Annotated in this window: 20 protein-coding genes; 17 read left to right on the top strand and 3 right to left on the bottom strand. The window is 35.2% G+C overall.

Annotation, left to right across the window (positions count from 1 at the left end):
- Nucleotides 1-37 precede the first annotated feature (37 nt).
- A complete protein-coding gene (gene nadE, locus JJQ60_RS08045) occupies nucleotides 38-826 on the bottom strand; it encodes an NAD(+) synthase (protein ID WP_201918493.1) in 789 nt (262 codons plus the stop codon).
- A 111-nt stretch (nucleotides 827-937) separates the two neighbouring features.
- Here nadE and gldB point away from each other — a divergent pair, with 111 nt between their 5' ends.
- The 4 genes from gldB (at nucleotide 938) to JJQ60_RS08025 (ending at nucleotide 4,612) form a co-directional block, all read left to right on the top strand.
- The gene (gldB, locus tag JJQ60_RS08040) at nucleotides 938-1,906 is read left to right on the top strand and encodes a gliding motility lipoprotein GldB (RefSeq protein ID WP_201918491.1); all 969 of its coding nucleotides are present in this window, start codon (nucleotides 938-940) and stop codon (nucleotides 1,904-1,906) included.
- On the top strand, nucleotides 1,906-2,244 hold the full coding sequence (gldC, locus tag JJQ60_RS08035; protein WP_201918489.1) for a gliding motility protein GldC: 339 nt from the start codon (nucleotides 1,906-1,908) through the stop codon (nucleotides 2,242-2,244). The genes gldB and gldC overlap by 1 nt, the downstream gene beginning before the upstream one ends.
- A 123-nt stretch (nucleotides 2,245-2,367) precedes the next feature.
- Nucleotides 2,368-4,158 (top strand): T9SS type A sorting domain-containing protein, encoded by a 1,791-nt coding sequence (locus JJQ60_RS08030; protein ID WP_201918487.1) that lies wholly within the window; start codon nucleotides 2,368-2,370, stop codon nucleotides 4,156-4,158.
- A gap of 88 nt (nucleotides 4,159-4,246) precedes the next feature.
- Entirely contained in the window at nucleotides 4,247-4,612 is a 366-nt protein-coding gene (locus JJQ60_RS08025; protein WP_201918485.1) for a GTPase, read from the top strand.
- Here JJQ60_RS08025 and yihA read toward each other — a convergent pair.
- Both yihA and JJQ60_RS08015 read right to left on the bottom strand, forming a co-directional pair.
- Nucleotides 4,599-5,204 carry a ribosome biogenesis GTP-binding protein YihA/YsxC gene (gene yihA, locus JJQ60_RS08020; protein WP_201918483.1) on the bottom strand — a complete coding sequence of 202 codons (606 nt, stop codon included), beginning with the start codon at nucleotides 5,202-5,204 and terminating at the stop codon, nucleotides 4,599-4,601. The genes JJQ60_RS08025 and yihA overlap by 14 nt on opposite strands.
- Before the next feature lie 15 nt (nucleotides 5,205-5,219).
- A complete protein-coding gene (locus tag JJQ60_RS08015; RefSeq protein ID WP_201918482.1) occupies nucleotides 5,220-5,990 on the bottom strand; it encodes an alpha/beta fold hydrolase in 771 nt (256 codons plus the stop codon).
- A gap of 302 nt (nucleotides 5,991-6,292) precedes the next feature.
- On the opposite strand from JJQ60_RS08015, the gene mraZ reads away from it, so the two are divergent.
- From mraZ to ftsZ, 13 genes are all read left to right on the top strand, one after another.
- The gene (gene mraZ / locus JJQ60_RS08010) at nucleotides 6,293-6,760 is read left to right on the top strand and encodes a division/cell wall cluster transcriptional repressor MraZ (protein WP_201918480.1); all 468 of its coding nucleotides are present in this window, start codon (nucleotides 6,293-6,295) and stop codon (nucleotides 6,758-6,760) included.
- Between the two features lie 80 nt (nucleotides 6,761-6,840).
- Nucleotides 6,841-7,737 (top strand): 16S rRNA (cytosine(1402)-N(4))-methyltransferase RsmH, encoded by an 897-nt coding sequence (rsmH, locus tag JJQ60_RS08005; protein WP_201919680.1) that lies wholly within the window; start codon nucleotides 6,841-6,843, stop codon nucleotides 7,735-7,737.
- Nucleotides 7,734-8,045, top strand: coding sequence for an FtsL-like putative cell division protein (locus JJQ60_RS08000; protein ID WP_201918479.1), 312 nt, complete (start codon nucleotides 7,734-7,736; stop codon nucleotides 8,043-8,045). The genes rsmH and JJQ60_RS08000 overlap by 4 nt, the downstream gene beginning before the upstream one ends.
- A 6-nt stretch (nucleotides 8,046-8,051) precedes the next feature.
- The gene (locus JJQ60_RS07995) at nucleotides 8,052-10,049 is read left to right on the top strand and encodes a penicillin-binding protein (RefSeq protein ID WP_201918477.1); all 1,998 of its coding nucleotides are present in this window, start codon (nucleotides 8,052-8,054) and stop codon (nucleotides 10,047-10,049) included.
- Complete coding sequence (locus JJQ60_RS07990; protein WP_201918475.1) at nucleotides 10,046-11,509, top strand: UDP-N-acetylmuramoyl-L-alanyl-D-glutamate--2,6-diaminopimelate ligase; 1,464 nt, start codon at nucleotides 10,046-10,048, stop codon at nucleotides 11,507-11,509. The genes JJQ60_RS07995 and JJQ60_RS07990 overlap by 4 nt, the downstream gene beginning before the upstream one ends.
- Nucleotides 11,510-11,556: 47 nt before the next feature.
- Entirely contained in the window at nucleotides 11,557-12,786 is a 1,230-nt protein-coding gene (mraY, locus tag JJQ60_RS07985; protein ID WP_201918473.1) for a phospho-N-acetylmuramoyl-pentapeptide-transferase, read from the top strand.
- A 1-nt stretch (nucleotide 12,787) separates the two neighbouring features.
- Nucleotides 12,788-14,122, top strand: coding sequence for a UDP-N-acetylmuramoyl-L-alanine--D-glutamate ligase (murD, locus tag JJQ60_RS07980; RefSeq protein WP_201918471.1), 1,335 nt, complete (start codon nucleotides 12,788-12,790; stop codon nucleotides 14,120-14,122).
- A gap of 60 nt (nucleotides 14,123-14,182) precedes the next feature.
- A complete protein-coding gene (locus JJQ60_RS07975) occupies nucleotides 14,183-15,385 on the top strand; it encodes an FtsW/RodA/SpoVE family cell cycle protein (RefSeq protein ID WP_201918469.1) in 1,203 nt (400 codons plus the stop codon).
- Nucleotides 15,382-16,497: an undecaprenyldiphospho-muramoylpentapeptide beta-N-acetylglucosaminyltransferase gene (murG, locus tag JJQ60_RS07970; RefSeq protein WP_201918467.1), complete on the top strand. Its 1,116-nt coding sequence runs from the start codon at nucleotides 15,382-15,384 to the stop codon at nucleotides 16,495-16,497. Before JJQ60_RS07975 ends, murG begins: the two co-directional genes overlap by 4 nt.
- A gap of 5 nt (nucleotides 16,498-16,502) precedes the next feature.
- Nucleotides 16,503-17,849, top strand: a complete 1,347-nt coding sequence (murC, locus tag JJQ60_RS07965) for a UDP-N-acetylmuramate--L-alanine ligase (protein WP_201918465.1) — start codon at nucleotides 16,503-16,505, stop codon at nucleotides 17,847-17,849.
- The gene (locus tag JJQ60_RS07960; RefSeq protein ID WP_201918463.1) at nucleotides 17,846-18,565 is read left to right on the top strand and encodes a hypothetical protein; all 720 of its coding nucleotides are present in this window, start codon (nucleotides 17,846-17,848) and stop codon (nucleotides 18,563-18,565) included. The genes murC and JJQ60_RS07960 overlap by 4 nt, the downstream gene beginning before the upstream one ends.
- A 7-nt stretch (nucleotides 18,566-18,572) precedes the next feature.
- A complete protein-coding gene (ftsA, locus tag JJQ60_RS07955) occupies nucleotides 18,573-19,928 on the top strand; it encodes a cell division protein FtsA (protein ID WP_201918461.1) in 1,356 nt (451 codons plus the stop codon).
- A 133-nt stretch (nucleotides 19,929-20,061) separates the two neighbouring features.
- On the top strand, nucleotides 20,062-22,014 hold the full coding sequence (gene ftsZ, locus JJQ60_RS07950; RefSeq protein ID WP_201918459.1) for a cell division protein FtsZ: 1,953 nt from the start codon (nucleotides 20,062-20,064) through the stop codon (nucleotides 22,012-22,014).
- Nucleotides 22,015-22,042: the final 28 nt, after the last annotated feature.

Genomic DNA, 22,042 nt, shown 5'->3' with positions numbered 1-22,042 from the left:
TAAACTTTTTTTTTCCGATTTATCGATAAAGTGTTGATTATAATAGACTAATGGGTATTTTACAGACAGGTATGGGATTCATTTTATGCTGATTTACGGTATTTAAACGAATAAAAATTTTAAATACTTCAAGTTTGCGACCTTCAAAATCATCTGATGTTTTTCCTTCATCTTTCATTTTCATGGCCCACTCTAATTCGTCATAACTTGCTCCGATTTGATCTTCATCACTTCGACTGTCTCCAAACAAACCATCTGTTGGAGCTGCTACTTGTATTGATTCGGGAACCTCTAAAGCTTTACCTATTGCATATACATCGCTTTTTAACAAATCGGCGATAGGGCTAAGATCCACGCCTCCATCTCCATACTTGGTATAAAATCCAACCCCAAAATCTTCAACTTTATTTCCTGTGCCGGCAACTAGATATTTGTATAATCCAGCAAAGTAGTATAAAGTAGACATTCTTAATCTCGCTCGGGTATTTGCCAACGAAAGATCTAATTGAGAACTAGATTCTACAGCCGGAACAGTAGATTTTAATTCTTCAAAAACAGGAGTGAGATCAACTCGTACATCAGATACATTAGAAAATCTATCTTTTAATTGCGCAATATGTTCTTGAGCCCTTGTAACTTGGCTAGCAGCCTGATGAATTGGCATTTCAACGCACAACGTTTTTAAACCAGTCTTTGCACATAAAGAAGAAGTAACAGCACTATCAATTCCTCCGCTAACACCTACTACAAAACCATCAATACCTGCTTTGGTAGCATAATCTTTTAGCCAATTCACGATATGGTCAATTACTTTTTCTGTTTGCATATTTTTATTTTTAATAAATTCTTTGCTTTAACTTTGTGGTTATAAAATTAATAAAAAAAGATGGCGTTCTGGAGTAATAAAAGTTATTTAAATAGATATCATAATTTGAGAATGAATACTAATATATTATTAAAATTTTCTATCTTTTTTTGTTTAGTTTTTTCTTGTAATACAAAAAGTGAAGTTGAAAAAGAAATTGCAAAAATCCCTATCGAGGTTAATATTGAGCGATTTGAAAGGTCTTTTGCTGCATTAACACCGCAAAGTTTACCTGAGCTTAAAGAGAGCTACCCATTTTTGTTTTCAGAAAAATATGCGGATAGTATTTGGCTTAACAAAGTTAAAGATACGATACAAATAGAAGTAAATGAGGAAGTAGAAAAAGCATTTCCAGACCTATCTGCCGAAAAAGATAAACTTGAATCTTTTTTTCAACATCTAAAGTTTTATTTCCCAGAGGTTCAGGAGCCAAGAGTAATTACAGTTACCTCTGATGTAAATTACAGGAATAGGGTAATACTTTCTAAGGGATTGCTTATTATTTCATTAGATACTTATCTGGGAGAAGATCATCATTTTTATGAAGGGATTCAGAAATATCTAAAAAAGAATTTTAAAAGAGAACAAATAATACCTGATGTGGCATCTATGTATGCTAAAAATCTAGTAGGACCGATTAGAGATAGAACATTTTTGGGAAATCTTATCTCTATTGGGAAAGAACTGTATCTTAAGGATCTATTTTTACCAAAGTATAGCAAAGCTCAAAAGATGGGGTATACAGACGATGAATACACTTGGGTAGAAGTAAATGAGGAAGAGATTTGGAGGTATTTTGTAGATCGAAAATTGTTGTATAGTACAGATAGTGATTTGATGCCTAGGTTTTTGTATCCAGCACCTTTTTCAAAATTTTACTTAGAAGAAATAGATAAAGAAGCTCCCGATAGAGTTGGGCAATTTATTGGTTGGAGAATTGTTACTTCGTATATGAAAAATAACAATGTATCTTTGCGGCAATTATTATTGGCTGATGCCGAAACAATTTTTAATACTTCAAAATATAAACCAGAGAGATAATGGCAAGTGAGCATAAATCAGAAATCAAGATAGATATAGAATTAGATGAAAATCGTATTCCAGAAAAATTACAATGGACAGCTAAAGATGGTGGTGTAGAAAATGAAGAAACCAAGGCTTTGTTATTATCGGTTTGGGATAGTAAAAATAAAGAAAGCCTCCGTATAGATTTATGGACTAAAGATATGCCTGTAGATGAGATGAAGATCTTTTTTCATCAAACATTAGTGGCTATGAGTGATACTTTTCATAGAGCAACCCAAGACGAAAAAATGTCTGCAACCATGAAGGATTTTTGTGATTATTTTGCTGAAAAGCTCGAGCTAATAAAAAAATAATTAATGTAATAAATATTTGAAAATTAAAGTGTTAGGTAGCTAACACTTTTTGTGTTTTCTGGTAAATATATTTGTTATTCTTCGAAGAAGAATAACAAATATTAATCTTTAACCAAACTTAAAATGAAAACACTATTCCTTCACGCAAATTTATTTTTTAGGACAGTTTGTGTCCTTCTTTTTTTAACAGGAACAATTTATAATGGGTTTTCACAGGCGACCCCTCGTTTAACCTCAGTGAACCCAGAGCCTAATTTGGCTACAGTAACAATAACCAATTTTGGTACAACGGCTGTCGATATAAGCAATTACTGGTTATGTCTAAGACCAGGAACATATAGGCAATTAGAAGCATTAAATTGTGATGGTAGTTTAAATCTTATGCCTTCCGCTTCCGTAACAGTTTCTTATAATGTTGCGGTTGGTGTTTCTAATGATGGGCTCTCACTATATCTTCCTAATACTACAACCAATGGAGGGTTCGGAGAAGCTACTAATTTAATAGATTTTGTCCAATGGGGAGCTGCTGGTAATATTAGAGAGTCTTTGGCAGTAGCGCAAGGGTTGTGGACAGAAGGAGATTTTATTTCTGGATCAGGCCCTTATTCATACATAGGAAATGGCACAGAAAATGGAGTTCGTTTTTGGAGAGCTTGTGATGCAAATGGCGGCGAGATTAGTGGTGGTTCATTTAGTTTTACAGTAGATGATTCTCCAGATTTTGTAAGTGGTGTTTCTGTATCGGGTAGTTCGGGTAGTAATGCGAGTTGGGTGATTACTGATGATCAAGGTACAATCTTAGGTTTACCACCTACAGTCGAAGCTTTGGAAGGAGTTGACTTTGATGGTGCCGGAGTGGGTACTTGTTTGATCTGGTACATTCGATATGAAGATGGTTTAGAAGGATTAGAACCGGGTAATAATGCACTTACAGATTTATCAGGATGTTATGATCTGTCTAATTCTATAGCCGTAGTTCGTAATGAGCAGGTTGATGGTGGAGAGATTAGTGGTGGTCCATTTGTATTTTGTGTAGATGGTGAACCTGATACGGTGAGTGATATCTCATTATCAGGAGCTATAGGAAGCAATAGTACCTGGGTAATCACAGATGATCAAGGTTTGATTTTAGGAGTTCCACCAACGATAGCGGCTGTAGAAGGGGTTGATTTTGATGGCGCCGGAGGCGGAGTATGTTTGATTTGGCATCTAAGTTATGCAGATGGTTTAGAAGGATTAGAGCCAGGGAATAATGCGTTAACGGATTTATCGGGAACTTTCGATTTATCAAATTCTATTAGTGTAACACGTAATGCGCCAGATGGTGGTGAGATTAGTGGTGGTCCCTTTAGTTTTACGGTAGATGGTTCTCCCGATTTTGTAAGTGGTGTTTCTGTATCGGGTAGTTCGGGTAGTAATGCGAGTTGGGTAATTACTGATGATCAGGGTACAATCTTAGGTTTGCCACCCACAGTCGAAGCCTTAGAAGGAGTTGACTTTGATGGTGCTGGCGTGGGTACTTGTTTGATCTGGTACATTCGATATGAAGATGGTTTAGAAGGTCTGGACCCTGGGAATAATGCACTTACAGATTTATCAGGATGTTATGATCTGTCTAATTCTATAGAAGTAGTTCGTGATGAGCCAATAGAGCTTAACGCTATTGTATTTCCTAATCCAGCTTCCAGGTTTGCGTTTGTGATTTTAAGAGGAGTCAGAAATAGTGATTTGCAAATAGAACTTTTTGATATGTCGGGTACTCCTGTTAATGTGCAAATATTTGTAAGAAGAAACTTCGCACGTATTAATGTAAGTGCATTGCAATCAGGGGTGTATATGCTTTCTATAAGAGATAATTTAACAGGAGCTCAAACAATTAAACAGCTTGTGGTTGGGAGCAGGTTTAGATTTTGACGTCTCAGAAATTGGAATAATATGTTTAATTTGAAAAAAAGAGTTGTAATTATTAGTTACAGCTCTTTTTTATAGTATATTCTTTTTTATGAATATAATCTTTGTCTATAATGCAAAATCAGGCTTGTTAAACAAGTCTTTTGATATTGCTCATAAGATATTTAGCCCAGATACATATTCATGTGATCTATGTGGTTTAACACATGGTAATTTTTCGGAAAAGAAAACCTGGAAGAGTTTTAGGGAAAACTCGACTATAGAAATGGAGTTTATGTATAAAGATGAATTCCAGAAAAAATATCCAGACTTAAACGGGTTAGAATTTCCGGTAATTCTTCAAAAAGATATGAAAGCAATTAGTGTGATAATTGATTCGATTGAATTAGCTTCATTACAATCCACTAAAGCATTAATTACTATTTTAAATGAAAAGATTTTATCTATGAAATCTTAAGTTGAGAATTAATCTCTTGGATGTAATTTAGAACCTCTTCTTTTCCGAGTCCAGAAGAAGATGAGGTGATAAAATAGTTTGGCATTTCTTCCCAATATTTTAGCATTTCTTCTATATAGCTATTAATTTGAATGGGAAGTTTGTTTTTAGAAAGTTTATCAGCTTTAGTAAAAATGATAGAAAAAGGAATCTGATTTTTACCTAGCCACTGCATAAATTCAAGATCGATTTTTTGGGGTTCGTGTCTGCAGTCAACTAAGACAAAGGCACTTACCAATTGAGTTCGTTTTGAAAAATAAGCAGTAATAAACTTTTGAAATACTTTTTTAGCGGATTTGGATACTCGAGCATATCCATAACCGGGTAAATCTACTAAAAACCAGTTTTTATTAATGATAAAATGATTTATTAATTGGGTTTTTCCAGGTCTTCCTGATGTTTTTGCAAGGCTTTTGCGATCAGTTAGCATATTGATCAATGAAGATTTTCCTACATTAGATCGCCCAATAAAAGCATACTCAGGAAGTTTATCCTTTGGACATTTAGCAACATCGCTGTTACTGATTACGAATTCAGCGCTGTTAATCTTCATGGGCTTTTATTAGGATTAAAAATTACGTTCTTGCAACCAGTTGTGAAGTAATGAGTTAAACTCGTCAGGGTGTTCCATCATTGCAGCATGTCCACACTTGTCTATCCAGTACAGGTCAGAATCGGGTAATAATCGATTGAAGTCATCTGCAACTTCAGGTGGAGTAACGTTGTCATTTTTCCCCCAGATAATACAAGTAGGGGTTTTCATATTAGGTAAATCTTTTGCCATATTGTGTCGGATCGCACTTTTGGCTATGGCAAGAGTTCTGATTAGCTTATTTCGATCGTTAACCGTAGCATAAACCTCATCTACAATTTCTTTAGTAGCTATGGCAGGATCATAGAAAACATTTTCTGCTTTAGATTTAATGTATTCATAATCACCTCGTTTAGGATAACTTTCGCCCATTGCGCTTTCATATAACCCCGAACTACCAGTAATAACTAATGCTTTTACTTTTTCAGGAAACATTTTAGTGCATAAAAGACCAATGTGACCACCCAAAGAGTTTCCCAAAAGAATTACTTCTTTATCTCCATATCCAAGGCGATCTATAAAATCTTTTAGATATTTAGCATAGGTGCTAACCTTAGTTTTTATTAGCGGTAAGGTGTAAACAGGAAGTTCTGGTATAAGTACTTTATATCCATGTTCAGGAAAGTAAGAGCCAACACCTTCAAAGTTACTTAGTCCACCCATCAATCCATGTAAAATGATGATTGGTGTACCTTCTCCTAAATCAAGATAACTAAACTTTCCGTCTTTTTTTAATTCGTGCTTCATTAATACTTCTTACAAGAATTAAAAGCAAATATAGCATTTTCATAATTAGTTTTGTGTTTTTTTATTAATACTACTGAATGAATTTTATAATTTTTTTAACCTCCCATTTATTTCCGGTCCAAAATTGTTAAAGCCAAGAATTTATAAGCCTTTCTATAGAGTGTTGATAAACAAAATCTTAAAGTTTTTAATCCCGGTTGTAGTCTTTTAAGGAAGGGAACTTATTAACAATGTGGTAAAATGTGGTAAAATGTGGTAATTTTTTCAATATATTTGACTAATTAAACGTTTAGTGAAATAAAGTGGTAAATCTAATCGGTACATATGAGTGTAAAGCTGATGCCAAAGGGCGTCTGATGATACCTGTTGCTTTTAAGAAGCAACTGTCGCCGGTGTTACAAGATGGTTTTGTGTTAAAAAGGTCTGTGTTTCAGCAGTGTTTGGAGTTATATCCAATGGAAGAATGGAATCTTATGATGCAAAAAATTAACAAGCTTAATCGCTTCAAGAAAAAGAATAACGACTTTATAAGAAGGTTTACTGCTGGGGTAAAAATAGTAGAAATTGATTCGGCGGGTCGTTTGTTAATACCTAAGGACTTGGTTGGATTTGCAGGTATAACCAAAGAGTTAGTATTGTCTTCTGCGGTTAATATTATAGAGATATGGGATAAGGATAAGTATGAAAAAGCTATTGATGATGTAGCAGTTGATTTTGCAGACTTAGCCGAAGAAGTAATGGGGTTTGACGATGAAATAACCCATGAGTAGTAAAAATGATTTTAGCTAAGTGATCGATTGAAGATTTCATCTGATTGCTTAAAATCAACGAGGAAGAATACATGAAACAGATGGAGTATCATAACCCGGTTTTGTTAAAAGAGACAGTAGATGGTCTTGCGATTAAACCAGATGGGATATATGTAGACGTGACTTTTGGAGGTGGGGGACATTCAAAAGAAATTCTCAAAAGATTGGGGCCGTCAGGTAAATTGTTTGCTTTTGATCAAGATCAGGATGCTTTAGAAAATACCATAGATGATGATCGATTTACACTGATAAATGAAAATTTCAGGTTTATCAAGCGTTTCCTTCGGTTTTATGGAGTAAGAAAAGTAGATGGTATTCTAGGAGATTTTGGAGTTTCTTCTCATCAATTTGATGTGGCAGAAAGAGGGTTTTCTACAAGATTTGAAGCAGATCTGGATATGAGAATGAATCAAAGCGGTGCCACATCTGCATATAATGTAATTAACGAATATGAAGAGTCTGGTTTGAAAACGATGTTTTTGGAATATGGCGAATTACGGAATGCTCCCAAATTGGCAAGAACAATTGTTGGAGCCCGAAAAGCTGGCCTTATTAAAACGAGTGCTCAGTTAAAAGAAATCTTAAAACCGTTTTTGCCTAAACATAAAGAACATAAAATTTTAGCTCAGATATACCAGGCAATACGAATAGAAGTAAATCAAGAAATTGAAGTTCTTAAAGAGTTTTTGATGCAAACAGAAGAGCTTTTGGATGTTGGAGGTAGAATTAGCTTGATCTCGTATCATTCGCTAGAAGATAGATTGGTCAAAAGGTTTATTAGAAACGGAATGTTTGAAGGGGAGCCTGAGAAAGATTTATTTGGTAATGTTTCGGTTCCATTTAAGAAAGTAGGAGGGTTAATTATTCCAACAGAAGATGAAATTAAAGAAAATAATAGAGCACGTAGTGCTAAACTAAGAATAGCAGAAAGGATTTGAAACAAACGATATATGACATATTAAAAGGTAAGTTCCTTATTGCAGACGACGCAATGAAGAATTGGCGAATGCTATTGTTTTTGTCTTTTTTGGCAATAATAATGATCGCTAGTTCTCATAATGCAGAGAGCAAGGTACATAAAATTGCAGGGCTGAATAATGAAGTGAGAGAATTAAGAACGCAATTTGTTGATGGAAAAACCGAATTGATGCGGTTGAAAATGGAGTCTTCAATCATTAAAAAAATGACTCAAAAAGGATTAAAACGACCTACGAGACCTCCTAGAAAAATAATTGTAAAAAACTAAGCTACTTTGGCAATAAAAGAAAAAAACATATTAAACAGGTTGTATTTTATAGCGGCATGTATGTTTGTTTTTGCAGTTGCTGTATTAGTGAAATTAGTCAATATACAGTTTGTGCAGGGGGATATGTACCGCAAAAAAGCTCAAGAGCGAGTTTTTAAAACTTTTGATATACCAGCAAACAGAGGTAATCTTTATGACAGTAAGGGTAATTTACTGGCTACATCGGTGCCAAAGTATGATATTCGATTCGATGCCCTTACAGTAACGGATAAAGATTTTAGAAAATATGTGAAGCCTCTATGCGTAGCGTTATCAAAAGAATTTGGTAAACCTGTTTCATATTACGACAAAATTATAAGAACCGCACGAGCAAATAAGAATCGATATTTGCTGATTCGAAGAAATCTTGGTTATTCTCAATACATGCGGGTTAAAGAGTTTCCGTTATTTGTTTTTGGGGCCAATAGAGGTGGGCTTATCGTAGAACAACGGACGGTTAGAGAGCATCCTATTGGTAAAATAGCCGAACGTACCGTTGGTTATGAGCGAAGAGATGAGCAAGGATATTATACAAGGGTAGGTCTCGAGGGGGCCTACGGTCCGTTTTTAAGGGGTAAAGAAGGAAAGCGTAAAAAACAAAAAATTGCTAAAAACCAATGGAAACCTATTGGTGATGATAATGAAGTAGAACCTCAAGATGGTTATGATGTAGTTTCTACTATTGATGTGAATATTCAGGATATAGCGCACCATGCACTTTTGGGTCAATTAGAGCGATTTGAAGCCGAACATGGCACTGTAGTGGTTATGGAAACTAAAACAGGTGAGATTAAAGCAATTTCTAATCTTGGTCGTACCAAGGCAGGAAAGTACTATGAAAAACTTAATTATGCTGTAGGAGAATCTCATGAACCGGGATCTACATTTAAGTTAATGACCATGGTAGCAGCTTTAGAAGATAGGGCGATTGATTCTAGCTATGTTATCGACACCGAAAACGGGCGTGTAAAATTTTACGATAGAGTCGTTAAAGATTCTCGATGGGGAGGGTATGGAAAAATATCCGCAGCAAAGGCTTTTGAATTGTCTTCGAATACTGCTTTTGCCAAAATGATCAACGAAAAATATAAAGATAATCCCAGAAAGTTTGTAGATCGATTAATCAATATGGGGCTGTCTGAAACACTTGGCTTGTCAATCAAAGGAGAAGGAAAGCCTAAAATACCATACCCTGGAGATGATGATTGGTACGGTACTACTTTACCTTGGATGGCTCATGGATATGGCGTAGCCTTAACACCTCTGCAAACACTAGCCTTTTACAATGCAATTGCTAATGATGGTGAAATGGTAAAACCTAGATTTATTAAAGAGGTGAAGACTTGGGATAAAACCCGCGAAAAATTTGACAAAGAAGTTCTAAACCCGACCATATGTTCTAAACAAACAGCAAAAATAGCACAGGAGATGATGCTTAATGTAGTAAAAAGAGGTACTGCAGATAATATTAACACAGATAATTTTCTGATAGCTGGTAAAACAGGTACGTGTTGGGGTAACTATGGGAAAGATAAAGAACGAGAGTATATATCATCTTTTGCAGGATATTTTCCAGCCGATAAGCCTATATATTCATGTATTGTTGTGATTCATAAGCCTAATAAAGAGAAGGGGTATTACGGTAGTGAGGTGGCAGCTCCAGTTTTTGAAACTATAGCAACAAAGATATATAATGACATACCCGTAATCGATGAAGTGTCATATGCAGTAATAGAAAGTGCTCCTGTACATAAAAGCTATGAAGAATACTATCAAAAAGCTCAAAAGTATAAAACTATTATGCCTAATGTAAAAGGTATGCCTGCAATGGATGTGATTTCGCTTTTAGAGAATATGGGACTAAAAGTTGAATTGAAAGGATCGTCAGGTAGAGTAAGAACGCAATCTATAGAGCCTGGAACTAAAGTAGAAATTAATCAAACCATTAGATTAGAATTATCGTGATCGAGTTAAAAGATATTTTATATAAAGTCGCTATTAATGCTGTGGTTGGAAATACAGTAATTAATATCAACAAGATTGAATTCGACTCTAGAGAAATAGAAAAGAATGATGTTTTTGTTGCTATACGTGGTTCTGTTTCTGATGGCCATAATTTTATACAAAAAGCTATCGATCAAGGAGCAATAGTTGTTGTTTGTGAAGAATTACCAAAGACTAAAATAGATACTGTTACCTATATAGTTGCTGAAAATACGCAATCGGCCTTGGCAATAATGGGATCTAACTTTTACGGAAACCCTTCAGAAAACTTAAAACTGGTCGGGGTGACCGGTACAAATGGAAAAACAACCATTGCAACATTATTGTATCAACTATTTAAAAAGGCAGGGTTTAAAGTTGGTTTGCTATCTACAGTTAAAATTTTGGTGGATACCAAAGAATATAAAGCAACTCATACAACTCCAGATTCTTTGACGATTAATCGCTATCTAAATGAAATGAGCGAGGCAGGAGTAGAGTATTGTTTTATGGAAGTAAGCTCACATGGAATTCATCAAAAACGCACAGAAGGCCTAGAATTTACAGGTGGGATTTTTACGAATTTATCTCATGATCACTTAGATTATCATAATACATTTAAAGAGTATCGCGATGTAAAAAAGGTGTTTTTTGATGAGTTATCTGCTAATGCATTCGCATTGATAAATAAAGATGATAAAAATGGAGCATTCATGCTTCAAAATACAAAAGCAAAAACGTATGGTTATGCTCTAAAATCTTATGCTGACTTTAGAGGGCAGATTCTTGAAAATAGCATTGAAGGTTTATTACTAAAGCTTAATGACCATGAAGTATGGGCAAAGCTGATAGGTAGTTTTAATGCATATAATTTACTGGCAATTTTTGGTGCTGCAGAATTATTAGGTCTAGAAACTTTGGAGACTCTTCGTTTATTAAGCGATCTAAAAAGTGTAAGTGGCAGATTTCAATACCTGATTTCTGATAATAAGATTACGGCAATTGTTGATTATGCACATACGCCCGATGCTTTAAAAAACGTGCTAGAAACTATCAATGATATTAGAACTAATAATGAGACACTTGTAACTGTAGTAGGCTGTGGTGGAGATAGGGATAAAATGAAACGCCCTGTAATGGGTAACATAGCCGCCAGATTAAGTAATAAAGCAATTTTTACTAGTGATAACCCAAGAACCGAAAATCCAGGTCAGATTATAGAGGATATCGAAAAAGGAGTGGAACCACAAGATTATAAAAAGACATTATCGATAACTGATAGAAAGCAAGCTATTAAAACAGCATGTCAATTAGCAGAGACGGGTGATATCATTCTCATTGCAGGAAAAGGGCATGAAACCTATCAGGAAATTAATGGAGAACGATTTGATTTTAATGATTTTGAAATTGTAAAAGAAGAACTAAAAAAGCTAAATAAATAAAATCCTTAAAAGTACTTTTTATAAGAGTACAAAAGAGGTAATAATCTATGTTGTATTATCTGTTTGAATATTTAGAAAGCGAATACCAGTTTCCTGGGGCTTCGTTGTTTCAGTTTATCACTTTTAGAGCGGCAATGGCAATTATCGTATCGCTATTGATCTCTACAATTTATGGTAGACGAATCATAGACTTTCTAAGGAAAAAACAAATGGGAGAAAGCATCCGAGAGTTAGGGTTGGAAGGTCAAGCTGAGAAAGCGGGTACACCTACTATGGGAGGAATTATTATTATTCTGTCTACACTGGTTCCTGTATTGTTATTTGCAAAATTGGATAATATCTATGTCATCCTACTTATCATAACTACACTCTGGATGGGGGTTATCGGTTTTACAGATGATTTTTTAAAGATCAAAAGAAAAGATAAAGAAGGCCTGGCAGGGAAATTTAAAGTCATAGGGCAAGTTGGTTTGGGACTTATTGTGGGGTGTACTATGTATTTTCATGGAGATATAACAGTTCGCCAGGAGAAAGCACGGTCTGATGTAGAGCAAGTAGCTTCAAATGAAGCCGATTCTGATTTTAAACCGGCTATTAAGTCAACCAAAACTACATTACCGTTTTTTAAAAATAATGAGTTTGACTATGCAGACCTAATTACTTGGATTAGTCCAGATTTGGCGAAATATGCTTGGCTCATTTTTATACCTATAGTAATTTTTATAGTTACGGCAGTATCAAATGGTGCAAATCTTACCGATGGTATTGATGGTCTAGCAGCGGGTTCTTCAGCAATAATAGTATTGACTCTGGCATTATTTGCTTGGGTTTCGGGTAATATTATTTTTTCAGATTATCTCAATGTAATGTACATCCCTAATTCTGGAGAGATGACCATTTTTATTACGGCATTTGCTGGGGCTTTAGTTGGGTTTTTGTGGTATAACACGTATCCAGCACAAGTTTTTATGGGTGATACAGGTAGTCTTACTATAGGGGGAATCATTGCTGTAATAGCAATTGCTATTCGCAAAGAGTTTTTGATTCCAATAGTGTGTGGGATTTTTTTCATTGAAACTTTATCAGTAATGATGCAAGTGAGTTGGTTTAAATACACTAAGAAAAAATATGGAGAAGGTAAAAGAATATTCTTAATGTCGCCACTGCACCATCATTATCAAAAACGGGGGATACATGAGAGCAAGATTGTTGCAAGGTTTTGGATTGTCGGGATTTTTCTGGCAATTATTGCTGTGATTACACTAAAAGTAAGGTAAAGTGAAAAGATTAGTGGTATTAGGAGCAGGAGAAAGTGGAGTAGGAACTGCTATTCTTGGGAAAAAAGAAGGATATGATGTTTTTGTTTCCGATAAGGGGATGATTACTGAAGAATATAAAAATGTTCTTAGAAATTTTGAAATCGAATGGGAAGAGCAAAAGCATACCGAGAGTAAAATTTTGAATGCTGATGTCGTTATGAAGAGCCCGGGAATTCCGGATAAGGTTGCAATGATCGTCAAATTGAAGGAAATGGGAGTTTCTGTGGTCTCTGAAATAGAATTTGCAGCTAAGTTTACTAATGCACAAATAGTGGGTATTACTGGAAGTAATGGAAAAACCACAACCACTATGCTTACACATTATGTGCTTGAAAAAGGAGGGCTGGATATAAATATGGCGGGTAACATAGGAGACAGTTTTGCAAAACAGGTAGCAGAAAATGATGCACCTTTTTATGTGTTAGAGCTTAGCAGTTTTCAACTTGATGGAAGTATTGATTTTGCACCTCATATTGCGGTTTTAACCAATATCACGCCAGATCATTTGGATCGATATGAGAATAAGTTTGAAAATTACATCGCATCAAAATTTCGGATAGCGATGAATCAAACCGAAAAGGATTATTTCATTTATGACGCTGATGATGAAGTTATAGTGACATATTTAAAAAACCACCCCATTCGAGCAAGATTATTGCCTTTTTCATTAACAAAAAAGGTGAAAAACGGAGCGTATTTAGAAGAAGGAAATATAAAAATAACCATAGACAACAACGAATTTAACATGTCAACAACAAATTTATCATTAAAGGGGAATCACAATGTGAAAAACGCGATGGCAGCAGCCACGGTATCACAATTGCTGAAAATAAGAAAAGCAACAATCAGAGAATGTTTAGAAAACTTTCATGGAGTAGAGCATCGTTTAGAAAATGTATTGAAAATTAATAATGTGCAATACATAAACGATTCTAAGGCAACAAATGTAAATGCAACTTTTTATGCTTTAGATGCTATGAAGTCTTCAACAGTATGGATTGTCGGCGGAGTTGATAAGGGTAATGATTATACCGAGCTATATCCTTTGGTTAATGAAAAAGTAAAGGCGATTATTTGTTTAGGAATGGATAATTCAAAAATTATCAATGCCTTTGGTAATTGTGTTGATAATATTGTAGAGACTCAATCTATGAAGGAGGCGGTTAATATTGCATATAAAATAGCGGAAAGAAATGAAAATGTGTTGTTGTCCCCGGCATGTGCAAGTTTCGATTTGTTTAAAAATTATGAAGAAAGAGGAAGACAATTTAAAGAGGCGGTAAGAGAGTTATAAGTTTTTTTAAAGAAAATAATGATCAATTGTGAATAGATAATTACAATCATAGAGGTTAAAATGACTAAAATGCTATCAAATATAAAAGGTGATAAAGTGATATGGGCAGTGGCTGCATTGTTGGCATTGTTTTCCTTCCTCCCTGTGTATAGTGCAAGTAGTAATTTGGCTTATTTGTATGGCGATGGTGATACATTCAGTTTTTTGGTAAAACATTTTGCTCATTTAGTATTAGGCTTTTTGATCATGTATGGTGTTCATAAAATACCATATCATTATTTCAAAGGACTCTCTATAATAATGATTCCAGTGGTGCTAATCTTATTACTGGTTACAATGGCACAAAATACAACCATTGAAGGGGCAAATGCTAGCCGATGGATTCGTGTGCCGTTTGTTGGGGTTACGTTTCAGACTTCGACATTGGCGGCTGTGGTTTTAATGGCGTATGTAGCTAGATATCTTTCTAAAATTAAGAATGAAACTGTCTCGTTTAAAGAGACCTTATTGCCTCTTTGGTTGCCGGTTTTTTTGGTATTGATGCTAATTTTACCTGCCAATTTCTCTACAGCAGCAATCATATTTTCTATGGTAATTATGTTGGTGTTTTTGGGAGGATATCCTATAAAATATATTTCAGTAATTCTGGGAACAGGGTTTTTGACGCTAGTCTTTTTTGTCTTATTTGCCAAGGCGTTTCCGGGAATGTTTCCAAACAGGGTAGATACTTGGGTAAGCAGAATAGAAAATTTTACAGATAATAAAGAAACACAAGAAGATTATCAAATCGAACGGGCAAAAATTGCAATAGCTAGAGGTGGGGTAATTGGTACAGGTCCGGGTAAAAGTGTACAAAGAAATTTTTTACCACAATCATCTTCAGATTTTATTTATGCTATTATTATAGAAGAGTGGGGGTTTTTGGGAGGTGTATTTCTAATGCTGTTGTATATGTTTTTGCTTTTTAGATTAGTAGTGGTGGCACACAAGAGTGAAGATATGTTTGGAAAGTTACTGGTTATTGGTGTGGGGCTTCCTATAGTGTTTCAGGCCTTGATTAATATGGCTGTGGCTGTAGAGTTATTTCCGGTAACGGGTCAAACATTACCGCTAATAAGTAGCGGTGGAACATCAATTTGGATGACATGCCTTGCTATTGGAATAGTATTAAGTGTAAGTAGCAGGAGAGAAGAAATAATTGAAGAACAACAAATAAGAGAAAAAGATGAAAACCCATTAGAGGTTTTGAGAGGAAATATATGAGTAGAAAACTGAAAGTTATATTATCAGGTGGAGGTACCGGAGGTCATATTTACCCGGCAATAGCTATTGCAAATGAATTGCGCAGTAGATACCCAGAAGCTTCAGTTTTGTTCGTGGGAGCTAAAGATCGAATGGAGATGCAAAAAGTTCCTCAGGCGGGATATGAAATTATAGGATTATGGATTAGTGGTATTCAAAGAAAATTAACATGGAATAACCTTCTCTTTCCTATAAAACTATTAAGTAGTCTTTGGAAATCCAGAAAAGTTATCAAAAAATTTAACCCCGATATAGTAATTGGTACAGGAGGATTTGCCAGCGGTCCGCTGCTTAAAATGGCAAATGCTAAAAAAATTCCAACGGTGCTTCAGGAGCAAAATTCGTTTCCTGGCATTACCAATAAATGGTTGTCAAAAGATGCGGGAAAGATTTGTGTAGCATATGATAATATGGATCGATTCTTTCCAAAAGATAAGATTGTTAAAACAGGTAATCCGGTGCGTCAGGATTTATTAAGTATCGACGAAAAAAGAAATTTGGGATTATCAAAATATAAACTGAATAAAGGCAAAAAAACTATTTTAATTCTTGGAGGTAGTCTTGGGGCTAGAAGAATTAATCAGCTAATTGAAAAAGAGCTAGGTTTCCTTATTGATAATGAAGGTGTTCAAGTGATTTGGCAATGTGGCAAGCTTTATTATGATGAGTATAAAAAATATTCTGATCAAAATCATGTGCAAGTACATCAATTTTTGGATACAATGGATCTGGCATATGCGGCGGCTGATTTTATTATATCTAGAGCTGGAGCTAGTTCGGTTTCAGAGTTGTGTATAGTTGCAAAGCCAGTGTTGTTTATTCCATCACCAAATGTGGCTGAAGATCATCAAACCAAAAATGCTAAAGCTATTGTAGATAAAGATGGTGCATTGATGCTTAGAGAATCTGAATTGGATAGTAAGTTTCGGGATACGATTTCAGAATTACTAAAAAGTGAAGATATACAACTAAAACTTGGTACGGCGATAAAAAGGCTCGCATTACCTAATGCTACATCAGATATCGCGGATCAAATAGAAAGATTAATAGAAAATGGTTCTTTAAAGAACTAGTATAAATGAATAACAGTTTAGAAAATATAAAGAATATTTATTTTATCGGTATCGGCGGTATTGGAATGAGTGCGCTTGCCCGATATTTTAAGTTTCTTGGTAAAAATGTGGCTGGATATGATAAAACACCAACTCAGATTACTTCAAGTTTGAGTGAGATGGGTATTGCAATTCATTTTGATGACGATGTTAAAGCTATTCCTAAACCATTTTTAAATAAAGAAGAGACTCTTGTGGTGTTTACACCGGCAATCCCTAATGATCATAAAGAATTAAAGTATGTTAAAGAGCATGGTTTTAATCTAAAAAAGAGAGCAGAGGTTCTAGGGGTTATTACCAGAGACGTATATACATTGGCTGTTGCTGGAACTCATGGAAAAACCACAACAACAGCAATTTTGGCACATTTATTAAAAGAAAGTGGGGCCAAAGTGACTGCATTTTTAGGAGGGATAAGTGAGAATTATAATTCTAACCTTGTTCTGGAAGGAAATGAAGTTGTGGTGGTAGAAGCTGATGAGTTTGATAGATCTTTCTTGCAGTTATATCCAGATATTGCTGCAATTACATCTATGGATGCAGACCATCTGGATATTTACGAAAAAGCCAACGCCTTAGAAGATTCGTTTATAGAGTTCTCATCAAAGGTAAAAGATCACCTTTTAGTGTGTAATGGGCTGCCACTTTCTGGAATTACATTTGGGATTGAAGATGACTCTGATTATTGTGCTCAAAATATAAGAATACATAATGGTACCTATATTTTTGATTTAAAAACTCCAGAACAATTAATAAAAGATTTGCATTTAAACCTGCCAGGTAAACATAACTTGTTAAATGCTATTACAGCCTTTGCCATAGCTAGGCTTTACGGCTCCCCAACCGGATCTTTGGCAAAGGCTTTATTTACGTTTAAAGGTGTACAGCGTAGGTTTAGTTATCAGGTAAAAACGGATGATTTGGTGTATGTTGATGACTATGCTCATCATCCAACAGAGATTAATGCATTACATCAGGCAGTAAGAGAAATGCATCCAGATAAAAAAGTATTAGCAGTTTTTCAACCTCATCTTTATAGTAGAACTAGAGATTTTGCATCAGATTTTGCAAAAAGCCTAAGTCAATTTGATCACCTTTTGCTGTTGGACATATATCCTGCAAGAGAATTGCCTATTGAAGGAATAAGCTCTAGATGGTTATTGGAGATGGTCGAGAACGAAAATAAAAAGCTGATCACAAAAGACAGTTTAGTCGAAGAAATCATTGATAGTGATGCGCAAGTAGTTTTAACCATTGGGGCGGGGGATATTGGAGAAGAGGTTGACCGCATAAAAAAAGCATTATCGGTATGAATAAGAAGGGATATACATATTTAAAATTTAGTGGTCTTGTTATTTTGATCATTATACTTTTTGCTTTTACGAGTAAACGAAATAAGCAACGAAAAATTAACAAAGTATCTATAGAATTTGTAGAAGAACAGGATCCTTATGTAAATGAAATGACGGTTAATAAATTGTTAATACAAAATCAGGAGAGGGTTACGAACGTGGGCAAAGAAATTTTAGTTTTGAATACTGTAGAGAAGGGGCTAGATGCGCACAAAATGATAGAACATTCTGATGTGTATCTAACTGTAAATGGAGAACTTAAGGCACAAATCAAGCAACGCTCCCCCATTGCTAGGGTTAACGCGGTTACTTCTTTTTATGTAGATGTTACCGGTAGTACAATGCCTTTATCCAATAGTTACTCAGCACATGTGCCTTTGGTGCATAATGTATCAGAGAGAGAAGTTCCTGAAGTTTTTCCTTTGTTGAAAAAGATTCAGGATGACGAATTTCTAAAAAAACACGTGGTTGGAGTTTTTAGAACATTCAAAGGACACTACGAACTCGAGTTACGAGTGTATTCTTTTAGAGTGGTCATTGGAAAAGTAGAGAATTTAGAGAATAAAGTCAGAAACTTTAAAGCATTTTATCAAAAAGCTTTAAAGGATCAAAGCCTTGATAAGTATAAAAAGGTGAGTTTACAATTTAGCAATCAAGTGGTATGCACAATAAAATAATACCAGTATGGAAAGAGAAGTAAATGAAATAGCGGTAGGATTAGACATAGGAACAACAAAGATTGTTGCTATGGTAGGGCGTTATAACGAGTATGGAAAGATGGAAGTATTAGGTGTTGGTAAATCCAAAAGCTTGGGAGTACATCGGGGAGTCGTAAATAATATAACACAAACAATTCAATCGATACAGCAAGCAGTTCATGAAGCAGAAAGCGCTTCAGGAATGAAAATTAATGATGTCACTGTAGGTATTGCTGGTCAACATATTCGCAGTTTGCAACATAGTGATTATATCACTAGACCTAATGCTGATGCAGTTATTGATGAAGATGATATTGATAAATTATGCAATCAGGTGCACAAATTGGTTATGTTACCTGGGGAAGAAATTTTACATGTACTGCCACAAGAATATAAAGTTGATGGTCAAGCCGAAATAAAAGAACCCGTTGGGATGTATGGAGGACGATTAGAAGCTAATTTTCATGTAGTTGTGGGGCAAGTCACTTCAATCCGTAATATAGGAAGATGTGTAAAAAGCTCGGGATTAGAATTATCTGAAGTTACTTTAGAACCATTGGCTTCTGCGAATGCAGTATTGAGTCAGGAAGAGAAAGAGGCAGGAGTTGCTTTGATAGATATAGGTGGAGGAACCACAGATCTTGCCATTTTTAAAGATGGAATTATACGTCATACGGCAGTAATTCCTTTTGGTGGAAATGTAATCACCGAAGATATTAAGGAAGGATGTTCTATTATCGAAAAACAAGCAGAGCTATTAAAAATTAAGTTTGGATCTGCCTGGCCCGGAGAAAACAAGGATAATGAGATTGTTTCTATACCAGGTCTTCGAGGTAGAGAGCCAAAAGAAATTACGTTAAAAAACTTGTCCAAGATTATTCATGCACGGGTGGTTGAGATTATAGAACAAGTGTTTTTAGAAATCAAGAACTATGGACATGAGTCGCCAAAGAAAAAACTAATAGCAGGAATTGTATTAACAGGTGGAGGATCCCAGTTAAAACATCTTAAACAGCTTGTAGAATATATTACTGGTATGGATACAAGGATAGGATATCCAAATGAGCATCTAGCTGGTAATAGTGATTCAGAAACTACGAGCCCAATGTATGCCACTGCAGTGGGGTTAGTGATGGATAGTTTGGCTCATATTAAAAAACAGAAAAAAACAATACAAAAACAAGTCGTTACCAATACTGAGGTAGATCAACAAGGAGAAACATATGTTGATAACCTTAGTAATAATGAAGAAGAAAACCCAAGAGTTGATCTAAAACCTAGAAAGAATATTCTTGAGAAGTGGACTGAAAAGTTCAAAGAATTTTTGGATAATGCTGAATAGGACCGAGCGTAAAGAAAATGTCCTGTGGACATTTTTAGCGAGGTGCTCGCATTAAAGAATTGGATAAATAAAGTTCGGATTAGAACTGTAGAAAAATATAAAAAGTAGTAGGAGAACCAGAAAATTAGCAATTATGAGTAAAAAGGATGAGTTCGAAAATATTTCGTTTGATTTGCCTAAAAATCAATCTAATGTAATCAAAGTGATTGGAGTAGGTGGAGGAGGTAGTAATGCCATAAACCACATGTTTCAACAAGGGATTAAAGGGGTTGATTTTGTGATCTGTAATACAGATGCCCAGGCGTTGGAAAATAGTCCGATACCTAATAAAATTCAATTAGGAGTATCGTTAACTGAAGGATTAGGTGCAGGTGCGAATCCAGAAGTAGGTGAACAATCTGCGGTAGAGAGTTATGAGGACATAAAAACAATGCTGGATACCAATACCAAGATGATTTTTATTACTGCTGGTATGGGTGGAGGTACTGGTACCGGAGCGGCTCCTATTATTGCAAAAATGGCAAAAGAGCTAGATATCCTAACAGTAGGTATTGTAACGATTCCTTTTCAGTTTGAAGGACGTATGCGTAATGAGCAAGCCCATTTAGGAGTAGAAAGATTGAGAGCGCATGTAGATTCTCTAATTGTAATCAATAACAATAAACTAAGAGAAGTTTACGGTAATCTAGGGTTTAAAGCTGGTTTCTCCAAAGCAGATGAAGTCCTTGCTACTGCATCTCGTGGTATAGCCGAAGTAATAACACATCACTACACACAAAATATAGATTTACGTGATGCTAAGACCGTTCTTAGCAATAGTGGTACTGCAATCATGGGCTCTGCTAATGCCTCTGGTAATAAACGTGCTCACGATGCAATTGTTAAAGCATTAGACTCTCCTTTGCTTAATGATAATAAGATAACTGGTGCTAAAAATGTACTTCTTTTAATTGTATCTGGAAAAGAAGAGATTACTATCGATGAGATTGGCGAAATTAATGATCATATTCAGCAAGAAGCTGGTCATGGAGCCAACATCATTATGGGTGTTGGTGAAGATGAATCTTTAGAGGATGCAATTTCTGTAACCGTAATTGCTACTGGTTTTGATGTAGAACAACAAGATGAAATTGTAAATACAGAAACTAAAAAGATAATTCATACACTAGAAGATGAACAGCGTACTGCGGTGCAGGATTTAACGCCAAAATCTACAGGAAAAGTTCCCCCAGTATTTTCTCCTTTACCAAAGAAAGAAATAGCAGAAGAACCAATAATAAAACACGAATTAGTTGAGGATGAAGATTCTTTGCTTTTACCTACTACAGATTTATTAAAGAATATTGATGTAGATTATGAAGTAGTTGATCCTTTCTCTTCAGATAACGATTTTGTTATTATTAATGCGCAAGATATCATCAAGCAGATTGAAGTTAATGATGCCGAAGAAGTAAAACAGGAAGAAGAAAAAGCAGATCAATTTTCTTTAGCATTTGATATGCCTGCAAGTGAAGATAATGATACCGTAGATACTAAACCTACTACTGTTTCTAAAGATCAAATGCCAGAAGAAGAACCTATTGTTTTTGATTTGAGCGATGATATTTTGGATATGGAAGTTAATGACCCAATAGAAGTAGTTCCAGTAGGTGAAACAGTATCAGGTGGTGTTCGCAAATATAGTTTAGAAGATTATATGGAAGAGGAAAAACGATTAACTGAAGCACAGCCTGCAGAGGTTATTGAAGAAGATGAAGAAGTAGTTTTTGAGAAGAAAACTATTGCTCCTGCTCCAGAAACAGAACCATCAGAAGATCCTGATCCTATGAATCAACCCATCTCTGAAACGCTAAAGGCTAGAGCTGCAGAACGTCGTGCTAAAATGAAAGAATTTAACTATAAATTCAGAAACAGTAATTCTAAGGTAGATGATATCGAAAAAGAACCGGCTTATAAACGAGCGGGAATAGACGTAGATGCAAAACCCGATGATTCGGGATTGTCCAGAACTTCGTTAGGTACTGATAGTAATGATGATATACAATTGCGTAAGAACAATTCTTTTTTACATGACAATGTAGACTAAGAATTAATACGTTCAAAATGATCGATAA

Source organism: Aquimarina mytili, from assembly GCF_016735115.1.
Taxonomy (GTDB): Bacteria; Bacteroidota; Bacteroidia; order Flavobacteriales; family Flavobacteriaceae; genus Aquimarina; species Aquimarina mytili.
The sequence above is the reverse complement of the archived record's forward strand: the minus strand, read 5'-3'. Positions and strand labels throughout refer to the sequence as shown.